Source organism: Allobosea sp. UNC402CLCol (genome assembly GCF_000745475.1).
GTDB classification, from domain to species: domain Bacteria; phylum Pseudomonadota; class Alphaproteobacteria; order Rhizobiales; family Beijerinckiaceae; genus Allobosea; species Allobosea spartocytisi.
In genome coordinates this window covers 972,764-987,083 of the sequence record NZ_JQJJ01000008.1, presented here as the reverse complement: position 1 = coordinate 987,083, position 14,320 = coordinate 972,764, and the positions used below count along the sequence as shown (strand labels likewise).

Below are 14,320 nucleotides of genomic sequence, written 5' to 3'. Positions count from 1 at the left end.
TGACGGAAGGGTGGATCCGGTGAGCCGCAGCCTCAATGACATTCGTCAGGCCTTCACGACGCCGCTGATGTACGGGCAATGGGGGTTCGTTCCGATCGTCGCCCTCGTTGCCTGGTTCAACGGGCATTCCATGGTTGCGGTCGCTCTGGTCTCCGCGCTTCTCGCGGGCGGCGGAGCGCTGGCCTGGGCGCAGGACAGGACCGGCCTCTCGACGCGGATCACCTCGACGGTCGCGCTGTGCGGGCAGGTCGCCCTGCTGGTGCTGGCCTGCGAAGGCACGCGCTACCAGATCGACATGCACATGGCCTTCTTCGCCGCGCTCGCGGTCACGACGGCGTGGTGCTGCTGGCGGGCGATCCTGGCCGCGACGGCGGTGGTCGCAGTCCACCATCTCGTCCTCAACCTGATCTATCCGCTGGCGGTGTTTCCGGACGGGGCGGAATTCCTGCGCGTCGTCACCCATGCCGTGATTCTGCTGGCCGAGGCCGGCGCACTCGTCTGGCTGGCGCTGCGGCTCGAAAAGGCATTGTTTACGGCCGATGTGGCGACGGATACCGCCATTGCGAACCAGCAGCGTGAGGATGACCTGCGGCGCGAGGCCGGGCTTGCCGACGAGCGGCGCGACATCATGGAAGCCAGGCTGCTTGCCGCCGTCGGAACGACGGTCGAGGCGGCGCGGCGCGGCGACTTCTCGGTCCGGACGACGCAGACATCCGATCTCGGCCGGCTGAGCTCGCTCGTGCAGGGCGTCGACGAACTCGCCGGCGTCTGCGAAGGCTTTCTCGACGAGACGGACCGGGCGCTGGCGGCGCTGGCGGCGGGCGATCTGGCGGCGCGGATGGCGACCGGGTTCGAGGGGCGGCTGGCCGGGGTGGCGGTGAATTTCAATCGCTCGGCCGAGGCGCTGGGCAGCCTGCTGGCTGATGTCACGCAGAGCGCTTCCGATACGCGTCAGGCCGCCGATGCGATCCTGTCGGCGACGGACGACCTGTCGCAACGCGGCGAAAGTCAGGCCGCGGCTCTGGAAGACACGTCCACCGCGATCGAGGGGATTGCCGCGACGATCCGGGCGACGGCGGAGAAGGTTTCCTCAGCCGCCAGCAAGGCCCGCAGCACGGCCGACAGCGCCGATGCAGGCGCGGCCGTTGCCGGCAGCGCCGTGGCGGCGATCGACAGGATCGACGATCAGGCAAGGCGGATCGTCGATATCGTCGAGGTGATGGACGGGCTTGCCTTCCAGACCAATCTGCTTGCGCTCAACGCCTCGGTCGAGGCGGCACGCGCCGGTGAGGGCGGGCGCGGTTTCGCCGTGGTCGCCACCGAGGTCCGGCGGCTGGCTCAGCAATCGGCCGATGCGGCGCGGGATGTCCGGCTGCTGATCGACGAGACCAAGACGCAGGTCGATGAAGGCGTGAGATTGGTGCGCGAGGTTGGGCAAAGCCTGAACCTCGTCTCGGGCGACGCGGCCACGGTGGCGCGGGTCTTCGAGGAAATCAGCGACTCCACACGGGAGCAGACCCGGGCGGTGGGCGCGATCGAGCAGACGCTGGCGCAGATGGGTGCCCTGACACAAGACGGCGCGCTCGCCGCTGCCCGTACCAGCGCTGCCGGGCATGGCATGGTGGCGACCGCGGAAACGTTGACGCGGCAGACGGAGCGCTTCCGGAGCGCCGCGATATCCACTCCCGAGCGTGAACGCCAGCGGCGCGTGGCATAATCACCGAGCCGTCCCTGGGGGAGAGCGGCTCGGTCACGCATCGGTCGAGCCTCAGTCCTCGTCGTCCTCGTCGGCCGGGCGCTTGATCTGCTTCAGCTTGGCGAAGACGGAATCGACGTCGATCGCGGCTTCTTCCTCGCGCTTCGGCCGGCTCATGTCGGCGAAGGGCTGGGTCTCCGTCCGCACGGGCTCCGGAGCGGTCGCTTCCTCGACCGAGAGCAGGGTCGAGCCGGCCTCGGCCAGCGCGGCCGGCCGGTCCTTGGCGGCGCGGGCGACCTCGAAGTCCAGGTCGATCTGCGAGCATAGGCCGAGGCTGACCGGGTCGATCGGATTGAGCTGCTGGGCGTTCCAATGCGTCCGGTCGCGGATCTGCGCGATGGTCGACTTGGTGGTGCCGATCAGGCGAATGATCTGCGCGTCCTTGAGCTCGGGGTGGTTGCGCAGCAGCCAGAGGATGGCGTTCGGACGGTCCTGGCGCTTCGAGACCGGGGTGTAGCGCGGGCCCTTGGTGCGCTTGATCTCCGGCACCTTCACCTTGCGCTCGGCGAGGCGCAGATGATGGTTCGGGTTCGCGGCGGCGCGCTCGAGCTCCTCGCGGGTGAGCTGGCCGGAGGTGATCGGGTCGAGGCCCTTGATGCCCGCCGCCACTTCGCCATCGGCAATGCCGCGGACCTCGAGCGGGTGCAGCTTGCAGAACTCGGCGATCTGCTCGAAGGTCAGCGAGGTGTTCTCGACCAGCCAGACCGCAGTGGCCTTGGGCATCAGCGGGGGTTGTGACACGGGGGGCGTCTCCTGAATTGCCCTGGCGCCGTCTCAGGCTCGGCAGGGCAGGGTCGCGGACAATAGCTCTCATGCGCCGACCGGCCTCCTCGGCCGGCCATCCAAATCATCGACGATGAGCAGGATGGCGCGCCTTATAGGCGAGCGCGTGGCAGGTGTCCATGGAAAGTGACGTTCATATCGTCAGCACGATCTTACCGATATGGGCGCTCGATTCCATCAGGCGGTGCGCCTGCGCCGCTTCCGCCAGCGGGAAGGTCGCGCTGATCAGCGGCTTGCAGCGTCCGGCGTCCAGCAGCGGCCAGACCTTCTCCTGCAATTCCGCTGCGATGGCGGCCTTCTCGGCGACGGTGCGGGGCCGCAGCGTCGAGCCGGTATGGGTCAGACGCTTCAGCATCAGCCGGCTGAAATTGACTGTCGCTTTCGGCCCGTTGAGGAAGGCGATCTGGACGATGCGGCCCTGATCGGCGGCGGCCTCGTAATTGCGGTCGATATAGTCCCCGCCGACCATGTCGAGGGTCAGGTTTACGCCGCGCCCGGCGGTCGCGGCCTTCGCCGCCGCGACAAAATCTTCCGTGCGGTAGTTGATGGCGTGGTCGGCGCCGAGCTCGCGGCAGGCCTGGCACTTCTCGTCCGAGCCCGCGGTCGCCAGCACGGTCGCGCCGAAGGCCTTGGCGAGCTGGATCGCCGTGGTGCCGATGCCCGACGAGCCGCCATGGACGAGGAAGCTCTCGCCCGCCTGCAGGCGCCCGCGCTGGAAGACATTGGTCCAGACGGTGAAATAGGTCTCGGGGACGGCGCCCGCCTCGATCAGCGAAAGCCCTTTCGGCACGGGCAGGGCGTTGCTCTCGTGGACGACGGCGTATTGCGCATAGCCGCCGCCGGCGACGAGGCCGCAAACCTGGTCGCCGAGCGCGAAGCGCGTCGCGCCCTCGCCGAGCGCGACGACCGTGCCGGCGATCTCGAGGCCCGGGATGTCGGAAGCGCCGGGCGGCGGGTTGTAGCCGCCCTGCCTCTGTAGCACGTCGGGCCGGTTGACCCCGGCTGCCGCGACCGCGACGAGAATCTCGCCGGCAGCCGGCTGCGGGACGGGGCGCGTCTGCGGTTTCAGCACGTCGGGGCCGCCGGGGGCCTCCATGCCGATCGCGATCATGGTCCGGGGAACGATGCTCGAAGCGGTGTTCATGAGGCTCTCCTGCTGGGTCGAATGGCGTAATCGATCCGACGAGATAGGTCTTTGTTTTAACGTTGGCTTTTCCCGAAAACCGCATTTGGTTTTCGGGCCGCTGCCCCCGGCATGTTGCGGCGCAGCTTGGCGGCATGGGTCAGAGTTGTTTAGCCTACCCCTTCGAGTTTGGTGAGATGCGAGGCCGCCATGTCGTTATTCCCGGAGGATGATCGCCCGAAGCCGAAGCGCGTCCATGAGATCGGGCAGGATCTGTCGACCCTGTCGCTGGGCGAGCTGGAGGAGCGGATCGCCGCGCTGAAGGCCGAAATCGAGCGGCTGACCGAGGCGCGGGCGAGCAAGAGCGCGTCGCGCGCGGCGGCGGACGCCTTCTTCCGCCGGCCGGCCTGAAATTGGGGCGGGCCGGGTCCCGTTAAGGGATCATTAATGATTCCAAAGTATGAATCGCATCATCCAGTTTGTCTGGATGTGAGTGGCTCCTGCCTACTCTGTTTGACGCCTCCCTGTTGACCTTCACGAGCCGCCTTTGGCGGCTCTTTTTTTATCCGGGGGGCATCCGGGGTACTGGCGGCGGACTGCCTTGTTGCCGCCATGGATGTCTACCTCCATTAAGGTTAACGACATCTTACCGGGGCCGGTCATCGTTAACGGCGCTATCCTTGCGGTGTCGTGGGCATGATCCGCGTTGCGTTCCAGAGGCGCACGCGATTGTGCCGATGGGAGACACCGTATGAACGACGCCCAGTTGCTCGAACTGCCCCGGGAAGGAACGATCTCCTTCGCGCGCGGCTTCGTTCGATCCGATGCCTTCATGATCCTGTTCCGCGAGGGCATGGGGCTGGTCGAGCAGACCGCGGCCTATCTCGATGGCGAGGGCCGCAAGGAATCGGCGGCGCTGCCGCGCGAGGTCGCGCTGACCTATGCCACCGAGAGCATGCGCCTGACGACGCGGCTGATGCAGATCGCTTCCTGGCTGCTGGTGCAGCGAGCCGTCGCGGAGGGCGAGATGACGGCCGAGCAGGCGCGGGCCGAGCACAGCAAGGTCAAGATCGGCGATCCGATGATCCCGCCGGCCGAGCACATCGTCGCCCGGCTGCCCGAGCGGCTGCGCCAATTGATGGACCATTCGGTCCGCCTTCAGGCGCGCATCCGCCATCTCGAGGAGCAGATGTCGGGCCATGCTCCGCTGCCGGAGACCGCGAATCCGGTGCAGGACCAGCTCGCCAGCCTGCAGGCGCGGCTTGAGCTGCGGGGGTGAGGGCTGGGGCGTACCTCATCGTCATTCCGGGCTTGACCCGGAATCCATCGCAGAGCCGCGGAGTCCTATGATGGATTCCGGATCTGCGCTGCTGTGCAGCTTGTCCGGAATGACGGAGATCGTCGCTCGATGAGCCCGAAACAAAAAACCCGGCCGCGAGGCCGGGTTTTTGCATTTTCGGAGGAAGCGGCCTTGCGACCGCTTCGACTTACTTCTTGCCGATCGTGCCGAGGCCAGCGAAGCGCGAGTTGAAGCGCGAGACACGGCCGCCGCGGTCCAGCATATGCTGCGTGCCGCCGGTCCAGGCCGGGTGGGTCTTCGGGTCGATGTCAAGGTTCAGCGTGTCGCCTTCCTTGCCGTAGGTCGAGCGCGTCGCATACTCGCTGCCATCGGTCATGACGACCTTGATGGTGTGGTAGTCGGGGTGGATGCCGGCCTTGGCCATGACGAAATCCTCGAAGCTTACAAAAACGGGCGTGTCGACAAGCAGGCGGACCTGCCCGGCCCGTCGAAAGAATTCGGATGAGCCTGTCGTGAAGTCGCGAGCACATATCGCAGACGCAGGCGCAGCGCAAGTTTGACGGTGCCGAACCACGCCTGCGGCGTTGCGACATTTGCCAAGGCTTGCCCGATCGGCTTTGTCCGGTGTTGAAGATTGCTATCGTTCCAGGGCGCGCGAAGCGCGCGATTGCAGCAGGAGTTCCGGCGCGTGGCCGAAGCTGACGGGAAAGACGACAAGGCGCGGCCGGATTTCCGTTCGCTGGCGACCTTCTGGCCCTATGCGCGGGCGCAGAAGCGGCGCATCGCCGCGGCTCTGGTCGCGCTCATCGTGGCCTCGCTGGCGACGCTGATCCTGCCCGTCGCGGTCCGGCGCGTCATCGATGTCGGCTTTGCCGGCGGGGAGCAGCAGCTCGCCAACAGCTATTTCATCCTGCTGATCGGCGTCGTCGCCGTGCTGGCGCTGGCGAGCTCGGCGCGATTCTATCTGGTGATGACAGTGGGAGAGCGCATCGTCGCCTCGCTGCGTGCCGACGTCTTCCGGCATCTGACACGGCTGGAACCTGCCTTCTTCGATTCGAGCAAGGCGGGCGACCTCGTCTCGCGGCTCACCGCCGACACGACGCAGATCAAGTCCACCTTCGCCTCGACGGCCTCGATCGCTCTGCGCAACGCCATCATGGCGCTGGGCGCGCTCGGGCTGATGGTGGCGACGAGCCCGCGGCTCTCGGCCATCGTCATCGGCGTGATCCCGCTGATCGTCATCCCGCTGGTGATGTCGGGGCGCTCGGTCAGGCACCGCGCCCGGGCGGCGCAGGATCGGCTGGCCGAGGCTTCCGCCTTCGCGGCGGAGGCGGTCGGCGCCATCCGCACCATGCAATCCTTCGGCGCGGCTGCGCAGACATCGGCCCGCTTCGAGGCGGCCTCGGACGGGGCCTATGGTGCCTCGCGGGAGGCGACGGCCTCGCGGGCGTTGCTTTCGGGTGTGGCGATCTTCCTGGTCTCGGCCAGCGTCGTCTGCGTGCTGTGGGTCGGCGCGACCGAGGTGTTCGACGGGCGCATGACGGGCGGGCGCCTCTCCCAGTTCATCCTCTATGCGGTGCTGGCGGCGAGCTCGCTCGGCCAGCTCTCGGAGGTCTATGGCGATATCAGCGCCGCGGCGGGCGCCTCCGGCCGGCTTGGCGAGATCCTGGCGATGAAGCCTGCCATCGCCGCGCCGCCGATGCCTAAGCCGATGCCCGAGGCTTCGCTCGGCGAGCTCGCCTTCGAGGATGTTTCGTTCAGCTATCCCGGGCGGGACGCCTCGGCGCTCCATCATCTCAGCTTCTCGATCCGGCCGGGCGAGCGGATCGCGCTGGTCGGCCCGTCCGGCGCGGGCAAGAGCACGGTGCTGCAGCTGGCCTTGCGCTTCTACGATCCGCAGGGCGGGCGTGTCGTCGTCGATGGCGTGGCCGGGCCCGAGGCTGATCCGGAGGTCTGGCGGCAGCGCTTCGCGCTGGTGCCGCAGGAGCCGACCGTCTTCGGTGTCTCGGTTCGGGACAATATCGCCTATGGCCGCCCCGATGCCACGCAGGCCGAGGTCGAGGAGGCGGCACGGTTGGCGGCGGCGGACGGCTTCATCCGGGCCCTGCCGCAGGGCTACGACACCATCGTCGGCGAGCGTGGCGTGACGCTCTCGGGCGGGCAGCGGCAGCGGCTCGCCATCGCACGTGCGGTGCTGAAGGACGCGCCGATCCTGCTGCTCGACGAGGCGACGAGCGCGCTCGATTCCGAAAGCGAGCGGGCGGTGCAGGATGCGCTCGACCGGTTGATGCAGGGGCGCACGACGCTGGTCGTCGCGCATCGCCTCGCGACCATCCTCTCGGCCGACCGCATCCTCGTGATGGAGGAAGGGCGCATCGTCGAGCAGGGCACCCATGCCGAGCTCAAGGCGCGCGGCGGGCTCTATGCGAGGCTGGCGGCATTGCAGTTCGGGCTGGAGGCGGCCTGACGTTCCCGTAGCGCTCCCGGCCTATTGAGAGGCAGGGAGATGCGCGAGCATTTCACGCCACGTGAGCCGGTACCATTTGTCGTCGTGTACGATATGGAATGTATCGCCTTTTCCGTCGACTGAATTCAAATACTTGGGCCGCTCGCCTTCGATATCGAATTCCAAGCGTCCGATAAATTCAGAGTTTGGCGGTTCCAGGAGGCGGAAAACACTGATCCTGTATCGGTTCTCGTCGTAACGTCCTATCCGCGCGACAATTCCGTCTTTAACGGCAAGCGCTGTCGCTCCATTGTTTTCGGTCATCCATGATCTTGCACTGCCATCGGCTTCGAAGCGCCTAATGAGCATCGAATCGTAATACTGTGCCCAGCCAGAGCCTTCGATGACATTCAGTGCGTAGCAGCACCACATCGGCATGCCGTCAACGTGATCGGGGCCAGTCCAGTTATGATGGAAAAGTTCCGCTCCACTCGCTGCGAAATATGTGATGCCGCCGAGCTTGGCGCCGTCTGACCGGTCTTCGTCATCGTGACCGATCCAGAATGATCCGTCCTTGCTCACTTGGATGAATGCGATCGCGCCCCCACCATTGAGCAAATGGATGGCTTCACCTTCTGCGTCGTAGATCGTCGTGTCTCGAACGTCTTCCGTGCCAATGCGCCGGCTCGTTCTTCCAACGAGCCATCCTCCCTGCGGCCTTACCGCAAAAACGACCCAGGCCGATTGGATGCGAAATTTTCGCAGAGGCTTTGCCTGACCTGCTTGGTCAAAAAGGACGATCAGAGCATCTCCGCTCGGATCGGGAACCATCTTCCATTCTTCGCCTACATTAAGCCATTGGGGCGAGGCGTTGCTGTAGAGGGCGGCAAGCACATTCGTGTCGACTACCGATGTCTGAATGCGCCTGAGGCCGTCAAAAACCTTGGGCAGCTCGATGCCATTCGCGAGGCTGATCATTTTTGACATCAGTCTGGAACCGCTCAGCGCTCCGTGATCTTGAATTCGATGCGCCGGTTACGGCGATGGGCCTCGTCGGTGTTGGCGAGGTCTAGCGGCTGGTATTCGCCGAAGCCGGTCGCCGCGACGCGGTCATTGGGCAGGCCGCGCGACATCAGATACTCCACCACCGCGATGGCGCGGGCCGCGGAGAGATACCAGTTCGACGGGAACTGCGCCGTCTTGATCGGGCGGTTATCGGTGTGGCCGTCTACGCGCAGGATCCAGGGCAGGTCCGGCGGCATCTCGCGGGCGAGGTCGAGCAGGACCGTGGCGAATTTGTCGAGCTCGGCCTGGCCCTCCGGCTTCAGCACCGCCTGGCCGGCATCGAAGAAGATCTCGGACTGGAAGACGAAGCGGTCGCCGACGGTGCGGATGTCCGGCCGCGTGCCGAGCACCTGCCGCAGCCGTCCGAAGAAATCGGAGCGGTAGCGCGCCAGCTCCTGCACGCGCTGGGCCAGCGCCACGTTGAGGCGCGAGCCGAGATCGGCGATGCGGGTCTGCGAATCCCTGTCCTTGGCCTCGGAGGCGGCGAGCGCCTCCTCCAGCGCCGCGAGCTGGCGGCGCATCGCGGCGATCTGCTGGTTGACGAGGTCGACCGAGGCCTGGGCGCGGGCGGAGAGCTGCTTCTCGTTCTCCAGCGCCTTCTGGGCCTCGGCGAGCTGGGCGCCCGCATTGCCGTTCTTCTGAGTGTCGAGCAGTCCCTGCAGGCGGGTGCTCTCGCCCTGCGACTGGGCCAATGTCGACTGCATGAGCTGCAGGCTCTCCTGCCCCTGCCGGTTGGAGGAGCGCTCCAGGGCGAGCAGGTCGGTGAGCTCCGAGATCTGCCTGTTGAGTCGCTCCAGCGCGGTGTCCTTGCCGGTCAATTCCTGCGAGAGGAAGAACTGGCCGAGCACGAAGACGGTGAGCAGGAAGACGATGCCGATCAGCATCGTCGAGAGCGCATCGACGAAGCCGGGCCAGAAATTCACGTCCTCGCGGCGGTGGGCGCGGGAAAGGGCCATCGTCAGTTTCCTGCTGCGGTTGCGGGGCGGATCATGGCTCCGTGATGTGGTCCGCGGTGAGGCGTTCGATGAGCCGCTTCATGTCCTTCTCGCGGGTGGCCTGCGCCTCGACCCAGTCGCGGATCATTTGCTGCTCGGAACGCATGTGCTGGACGAGGCCCTGGATGCCCTCGGCGAGATTGGCGAGCGCCTGCGTGGCCGCCCGGTTGTTGGCGGCGCCGTCGGCCATCGCCGCGCTCAGCTTGTCGAAGCGGTCGGCCAGCGGGTTGCCTGACGGCAGGAGCGGGGTCACGCCCGGCAAGGCGGTGCGCGTGCCGAGCCAGCTTTCGATCTCGTTGCGGAAGCGGCGCTGCGCCTGCGCGACCTGCAGGTCGAGAAAGCCGAGGATCAGCGAGCCGGCGATGCCGAAGAGCGAGGAGGAGAAGGACAGGCCCATGCCGGCGAGCGGCGCCGAGAGCCCGGCCTTGAGATCGTCGAAGAGCACGCCGGCTTCCGCCCCGGTGCGCAGCGAGTTGATGACCGAGCCGACCGAGCCGACCGTTTCGAGCAGGCCCCAGAAGGTGCCGAGCAGGCCGAGGAAGACGAGCAGGCCGGCGAGATAGCGCAGCACCTCGCGCCCGTCATCGAGCCGGACGGAGACCGATTCGACGATGGAGACGGCCTGGGCCGGTGCGAGGCTGGCCTCGTCCAGCGCCGGCAGCACGGAGCCGAGCGGCGCGATGACCTCGCCGCGGCGGATTTCGGCATGGCGCGGCGCCGCGGCGAGGCGGGTGGCGGCGCGCGCCTCGCTGTGCAGCCGCCAGAGCTCGCGCAGCGCGACCAGCACGCCGACGAGCAGCGCGCCGAGGATGAGGCCGTTCAGTCCCGGATTGGTCATGAAGGCCTTGGCCAGCCCGGCTTGCAGGATGTAGCCGAGGAAGCCGATCAGCGCGAGGAAGACCAGCGCGCGGACGACATAGCGGAGAGGCCGGGAGAAGCGGGTGTCGTCTCGCGGGGGTGCGACCGTGATCTCTTCGGCCGCCAGATCCTCGTTCGCCATGCTTCGTCTTCCGTTCGCCTCGGATCGCAGAGCGCGCGATTCCCCGACCAGCTGGTTCAACCCGGTCGGATCCTGCTCGCAGGGAACTGTCGCCTCCCCTACGGACAGGATCAAGCCTGAAAGATCAAGGTTCTATGTCAGCCGGCCGTCTTGAGGGCCGCGCGCAGCGCCTGTTCACAGGCTTCGTTGCCGCAGATGACGTCCTTCGCGCTGGTCACCTGCTTGCCGTCGAGCGTGCCGAAGGTGCCGCCGGCTTCGCGGATCAGCACGCTGCCGGCCGCGAAATCCCAGGTGTTGAGCCCGCGCTCCCAATAGCCGTCGAGGCGGCCTGCGGCGACATAAGCGATGTCGAGCGCGGCCGAGCCCAGGCGGCGGACATTGGCGAAGCGCGGCATCACGGCCGCAAGTTCGCGCAGGAACTGGCCGTGCCCGCCCTTGCCGATATGCGGAATGCCGGTGCCGACCAGCATCTCCGTCGGCTCGCGGAGGCCGGAGACGCGCAGGCGGCGGTTGTTGACATAGGCGCCCTTGCCCTTCTCGGCCATGAACAGTTCGTCCTTGGCCGCGTCGTAGACGATGCCGGCGATGAACTGGTTGTCGCGCTCCAGCGCGACCGAGATGTTCCAGTGCGGGATGCCGCGCAGGAAGTTGTGGGTGCCGTCGAGCGGGTCGATATGCCAGCGGTTGCTCTCGTCCGTGCCGTGGACGACGCCGCTCTCCTCCATGACGAAGCCGTAGCCGGGACGGGCCTTCTCCAGCGACTCGCGCAGGATCTGTTCGGCCTTGTGATCCGCCTTGGAGACGAAGTCGCCCGGTCCCTTGGCGAGCACCTGCAGATTCTCGACCTCGCCGAAATCGCGCTTCAGCGAACGGGACGCCTTCATCACGGCGTCGGTCATCACGGTCATCAACGGAGAACGAATCATCTGAACCTCTTGCGCGCCGTCACGGCACGGTGAGCCTGCGGCAGCGTAGCGCGCGGCGAAAATAGCGTGCCGTCACTTGCGCGGCTCTTAGGGCGCCGTCAAGACGAAGCTGCTGATGCGGGAGGCGGCCATGCCGGCGGCGCGGCCCTTCTGCTCGGGATTGAGACGGTCGAACAGCTCGTCCAGGGCCGCGTCGTCGAGCCCTTGTGAGCGGGCGGCGAGATGCCAGGCGGCGGCCTCGATCGTGTCGGGCGCGATGCCGAGGCCGAACTGATAGAGCTTGGCGAGGCGGTTCTGGGCGATGGCGTTGCCCTGATAGGCGGCGTGCAGGAAGAGTTTCGCCGCGGCGGCTTCGTCCTTCGGCACGCCGGTGCCGTTGAACAGCATGATGGCGTATTCGACCTCGCCCGGCACATTGCCGGCGGCTGCGGCCTTCTTCAGCCAGCCGGCCGCGACTTCCCCGGATTGCGGCAGGCCGCGACCCTGCCTGGCAAGGACGCCGAGCGCATGCATCGCATCGCCGATCTGGGCCTTCGCGGCGACCTGAAGGCAGGCGATGGCGCGCTTGTCGTCAGCCTCGCGGCCCGTCGCCAGCAGCGCGAGGGCGAGGTTGTAGTTGGCCAGCGGGTGGCCGGCGGCGGCGGCCTTCTCCAGCAATTGCCCGGCGCGGACGGGATCGGGCTTGCCGCTGTTCGGGTCGAGCAATTCGGTCGCCAGCGCGAAGGTGGCGTTGATGTCGCCGCGCGCATCCGCCTGCTGGTACCATTCGGTGGCCGCCTTCTGGTCGGGCGCCACGCCGAGGCCCTGGCGGTAGATCTCGCCCAGCAGCGTCATCGCGGCGGCATCGTTGTGGTCGGCCTCGACGCGCTTCAGCGCCTCGGTCTGGGCGCGCCGGTAGTGGCCGGCCTGATAGGCGCCATAGGCGAGGTCCTCGAACGGCGCGCCGGCGGCGCTCGTCGTGCCCACGGCGCCGAGCGAGGCTGCCAGCAGGATCGCGCAGCCCGCTCGATTCATCGGGCGGCCTTCCGCGCCGCGCAGGCGGACATGGCGGCATTGGCGGCCTCGACCAGGGCGCGGATGTCTTGCCCCTCGGCAAAGGCCCAGGCGCCGAGGGCCACGAATTCGGCCCCGGTTTCGATCAGCGGCTCGATCGAGTCGGCATCCGGCGCATAGGCGACGCAGGGCGTCTCGAAGATCTCGGCCCACCAGCCGGCGCGCTCGATCACCGCCGGCAGGGGCGGCATGCTGCCGTCCGGCCGCGGCTCGCCGAACATGACGTAGTCGACGCCGGCCTCGCCGGCATCCATGGCGTCATGGCGCGCCCTGAGGCCGCCGACGCCGATGATGCGCTCGGTCTTGAGGCTGGCGCGCGCCTCCGCGATCGCCTGCGGGCCGCCGGTGATATGCACGCCGTCAGCGCCGCCGCGCGCGGCGACCAGCGCATTGTCCTCGACGATGAGGGCGACGCTGTTGCCTTGCACCGGGCCGGCGAGGCGCTTGACGCGCTCGATGCGGCTGCGGTCGTCGCCGGGCGTCAGCCGGAGCAGGATGGCCGCGACATCGCCGCCGGCCATCGCCTGCATCAGGCGGAAGGCCATGGCGTCGGCGTCCTCGACCGGCGGGGTGACGAGCATCAGGCGAGTGGGGGAAGGATGTGTTGTCATGATCGGCTGCGCAAACGGCCCGCAGCGAAGTCCAATGTCAAGACCGCAAGCCCGGCAACGAGGCTCCAGAAGGCCGAGCCGATGCCGAAAAGCGAAAGACTCGACGCCGCGACGCAGAATGCGATCGCCGCGGCGAAGCGCTCCCGGTCCGACGACATCGCTTGCGCAACCGCGCCGGTGAAGGAGCCGGCGAGGCCCAAGCCCGCTACGGCGACGATGAGCGCCTTCGGCAACGCCAGCAGGAGCGCGATCAGCAGGCCGGTGCAGCCGGCGATGACGAGATAGGAAAAGCCGTAGATCACGCCCGCCTTCCAGCGCTGCTTCGGATCGGGATGGGTGTCGCTGCCGGTGCAGATCGAGGCTGATATCGCCGCCATGTTGGACATATGCGCGCCGAAGGGCGCGGTCAGCAGCGAGACGAGCCCGGTGGCGAACAGGGCCGGCGCCGTCGGGGGATTGTAGCCGGCGGCGCGCAGCACGGCGAAGCCCGGCAGGTTCTGGGCTGCCATGGTGACGAGATAGAGCGGGACGCCGATACCGAGCATGGCGCCAATATCGAAGCGCGGCGTGACGAATTCGAGGCTGGTGAGCGCGATCCCGCCTGCCGGCCAGTGGGCGAGCCCGCCCAGGAAGCTGATGACGACGCCAGCGACCAGCGCCGCGACGACGCCCAGGAACGGGTTGAGAAGCCGCGCGACGAAGAAGATCGCGAGCAGGGGCAGCACGAGCAGCGGCGATATCCGCATTTCGTCGAAGACGGCGACGACGAAACGGAAGATCACGCCCGCCAGCATCGCCGAGGCGATCGGCATCGGGATGCGCTCGATCAGTCGGCCGAGCGGGCGGAAGGCGGCGGTCAGCATCATCAGCACGGCGGCGACGAGGAAGGCGCCGACGGCCGAGGCCATGTCGAAGCCGCTGGCGGCGGCGATCAGCGCCGCACCCGGCGTCGACCAGGCGCAGATCATCGGCATGCGGTAGCGCCAGGACAGCCAGATGCTGGGCAGGCCGGTGCCGATGGCGAGGGCGGCGACCATGGAAACGGTCTGCTCGGGCGTGGCGCCGAGCGCCTGCGCGGCCGAAAGAATGACCGCGACCGAGGCGGCGAAGCCGACGAAGACCGCAACGAGGGCGGAGAAGACGATCGACATGGGGCTTTCAGGGCTCAGGCGGGAGCCCGTCGTTGAATCAGAAATCGTTGCACGCGGAAAGAGCGGCTGGCGCAGGCTAGGGCTGCGACATTCCCTTCTCCCCTTGCGGGA

The 14,320-nt window shown here is 67.5% G+C and carries 14 protein-coding genes; 4 read left to right on the top strand and 10 right to left on the bottom strand.

Translation table 11 applies throughout. The features are described 5' to 3' along the window. Positions 1–19: 19 nt before the first annotated feature. Positions 20–1,717: a methyl-accepting chemotaxis protein gene (locus tag GY40_RS06745; protein ID WP_156115887.1), complete on the top strand. Its 1,698-nt coding sequence runs from the start codon at positions 20–22 to the stop codon at positions 1,715–1,717. 51 nt (positions 1,718–1,768) lie between these two features. Here the strand turns inward: GY40_RS06745 and GY40_RS06740 are convergent, their stop codons facing one another. Together GY40_RS06740 and GY40_RS06735 are read right to left on the bottom strand one after the other, a co-directional pair. Beyond that, complete coding sequence (locus tag GY40_RS06740; protein ID WP_038359672.1) at positions 1,769–2,497, bottom strand: DUF1013 domain-containing protein; 729 nt, start codon at positions 2,495–2,497, stop codon at positions 1,769–1,771. 175 nt (positions 2,498–2,672) lie between these two features. Next, the gene (locus GY40_RS06735) at positions 2,673–3,683 is read right to left on the bottom strand and encodes an NAD(P)H-quinone oxidoreductase (protein WP_038359671.1); all 1,011 of its coding nucleotides are present in this window, start codon (positions 3,681–3,683) and stop codon (positions 2,673–2,675) included. Positions 3,684–3,872: 189 nt separating this feature from the next. Between GY40_RS06735 and GY40_RS06730 the strand changes: the two genes are divergently transcribed. Together GY40_RS06730 and GY40_RS06725 are read left to right on the top strand one after the other, a co-directional pair. Further along, the gene (locus GY40_RS06730) at positions 3,873–4,073 is read left to right on the top strand and encodes a DUF1192 domain-containing protein (protein WP_038359669.1); all 201 of its coding nucleotides are present in this window, start codon (positions 3,873–3,875) and stop codon (positions 4,071–4,073) included. A 340-nt stretch (positions 4,074–4,413) separates the two neighbouring features. After that, entirely contained in the window at positions 4,414–4,941 is a 528-nt protein-coding gene (locus GY40_RS06725; protein ID WP_051987581.1) for a protease adaptor protein RcdA, read from the top strand. Between the two features lie 208 nt (positions 4,942–5,149). On the opposite strand, the gene rpmE is transcribed toward GY40_RS06725, so the two are convergent. Then, positions 5,150–5,386 (bottom strand): 50S ribosomal protein L31, encoded by a 237-nt coding sequence (rpmE, locus tag GY40_RS06720; protein ID WP_038359667.1) that lies wholly within the window; start codon positions 5,384–5,386, stop codon positions 5,150–5,152. Between the two features lie 315 nt (positions 5,387–5,701). On the opposite strand from rpmE, the gene GY40_RS06715 reads away from it, so the two are divergent. Next, positions 5,702–7,429: an ABC transporter transmembrane domain-containing protein gene (locus GY40_RS06715; RefSeq protein ID WP_051987633.1), complete on the top strand. Its 1,728-nt coding sequence runs from the start codon at positions 5,702–5,704 to the stop codon at positions 7,427–7,429. 21 nt (positions 7,430–7,450) lie between these two features. On the opposite strand, the gene GY40_RS06710 is transcribed toward GY40_RS06715, so the two are convergent. The 7 genes from GY40_RS06710 to GY40_RS06680 form a co-directional block, all read right to left on the bottom strand. Then, positions 7,451–8,386: a DUF1015 domain-containing protein gene (locus tag GY40_RS06710; protein ID WP_038359666.1), complete on the bottom strand. Its 936-nt coding sequence runs from the start codon at positions 8,384–8,386 to the stop codon at positions 7,451–7,453. A gap of 23 nt (positions 8,387–8,409) precedes the next feature. Next, on the bottom strand, positions 8,410–9,429 hold the full coding sequence (locus tag GY40_RS06705) for a peptidoglycan -binding protein (protein WP_038359664.1): 1,020 nt from the start codon (positions 9,427–9,429) through the stop codon (positions 8,410–8,412). 31 nt (positions 9,430–9,460) lie between these two features. Beyond that, on the bottom strand, positions 9,461–10,468 hold the full coding sequence (locus GY40_RS06700; RefSeq protein WP_248311102.1) for a flagellar motor protein MotA: 1,008 nt from the start codon (positions 10,466–10,468) through the stop codon (positions 9,461–9,463). 137 nt (positions 10,469–10,605) lie between these two features. Continuing rightward, positions 10,606–11,394, bottom strand: coding sequence for an inositol monophosphatase family protein (locus GY40_RS06695; protein WP_038359662.1), 789 nt, complete (start codon positions 11,392–11,394; stop codon positions 10,606–10,608). An 87-nt stretch (positions 11,395–11,481) separates the two neighbouring features. Then, positions 11,482–12,408, bottom strand: a complete 927-nt coding sequence (locus tag GY40_RS06690) for a tetratricopeptide repeat protein (protein WP_038359660.1) — start codon at positions 12,406–12,408, stop codon at positions 11,482–11,484. Next, positions 12,405–13,058, bottom strand: coding sequence for a thiamine phosphate synthase (locus tag GY40_RS06685; protein WP_038359659.1), 654 nt, complete (start codon positions 13,056–13,058; stop codon positions 12,405–12,407). Before GY40_RS06685 ends, GY40_RS06690 begins: the two co-directional genes overlap by 4 nt. Continuing rightward, positions 13,055–14,209, bottom strand: coding sequence for a benzoate/H(+) symporter BenE family transporter (locus GY40_RS06680; protein ID WP_038359658.1), 1,155 nt, complete (start codon positions 14,207–14,209; stop codon positions 13,055–13,057). The genes GY40_RS06685 and GY40_RS06680 overlap by 4 nt, the downstream gene beginning before the upstream one ends. Between the last annotated feature and the right edge of the window lie 111 nt (positions 14,210–14,320).

What these genes read in the sequence shown, in the direction of transcription:
- GY40_RS06725 (WP_051987581.1), top strand. Translation starts at nt 4,414, where the DNA reads ATGAACGACGCCCAGTTGCTCGAACTGCCCCGGGAAGGAACGATCTCC.
- GY40_RS06690 (WP_038359660.1), bottom strand. Translation starts at nt 12,408, where the DNA reads ATGAATCGAGCGGGCTGCGCGATCCTGCTGGCAGCCTCGCTCGGCGCC.
- GY40_RS06685 (WP_038359659.1), bottom strand. Translation starts at nt 13,058, where the DNA reads ATGACAACACATCCTTCCCCCACTCGCCTGATGCTCGTCACCCCGCCG.
- GY40_RS06730 (WP_038359669.1), top strand. Translation starts at nt 3,873, where the DNA reads ATGTCGTTATTCCCGGAGGATGATCGCCCGAAGCCGAAGCGCGTCCAT.
- GY40_RS06680 (WP_038359658.1), bottom strand. Translation starts at nt 14,209, where the DNA reads ATGTCGATCGTCTTCTCCGCCCTCGTTGCGGTCTTCGTCGGCTTCGCC.
- GY40_RS06695 (WP_038359662.1), bottom strand. Translation starts at nt 11,394, where the DNA reads ATGATTCGTTCTCCGTTGATGACCGTGATGACCGACGCCGTGATGAAG.
- GY40_RS06700 (WP_248311102.1), bottom strand. Translation starts at nt 10,468, where the DNA reads ATGGCGAACGAGGATCTGGCGGCCGAAGAGATCACGGTCGCACCCCCG.
- GY40_RS06710 (WP_038359666.1), bottom strand. Translation starts at nt 8,386, where the DNA reads ATGATCAGCCTCGCGAATGGCATCGAGCTGCCCAAGGTTTTTGACGGC.
- rpmE (WP_038359667.1), bottom strand. Translation starts at nt 5,386, where the DNA reads ATGGCCAAGGCCGGCATCCACCCCGACTACCACACCATCAAGGTCGTC.
- GY40_RS06705 (WP_038359664.1), bottom strand. Translation starts at nt 9,429, where the DNA reads ATGGCCCTTTCCCGCGCCCACCGCCGCGAGGACGTGAATTTCTGGCCC.
- GY40_RS06735 (WP_038359671.1), bottom strand. Translation starts at nt 3,683, where the DNA reads ATGAACACCGCTTCGAGCATCGTTCCCCGGACCATGATCGCGATCGGC.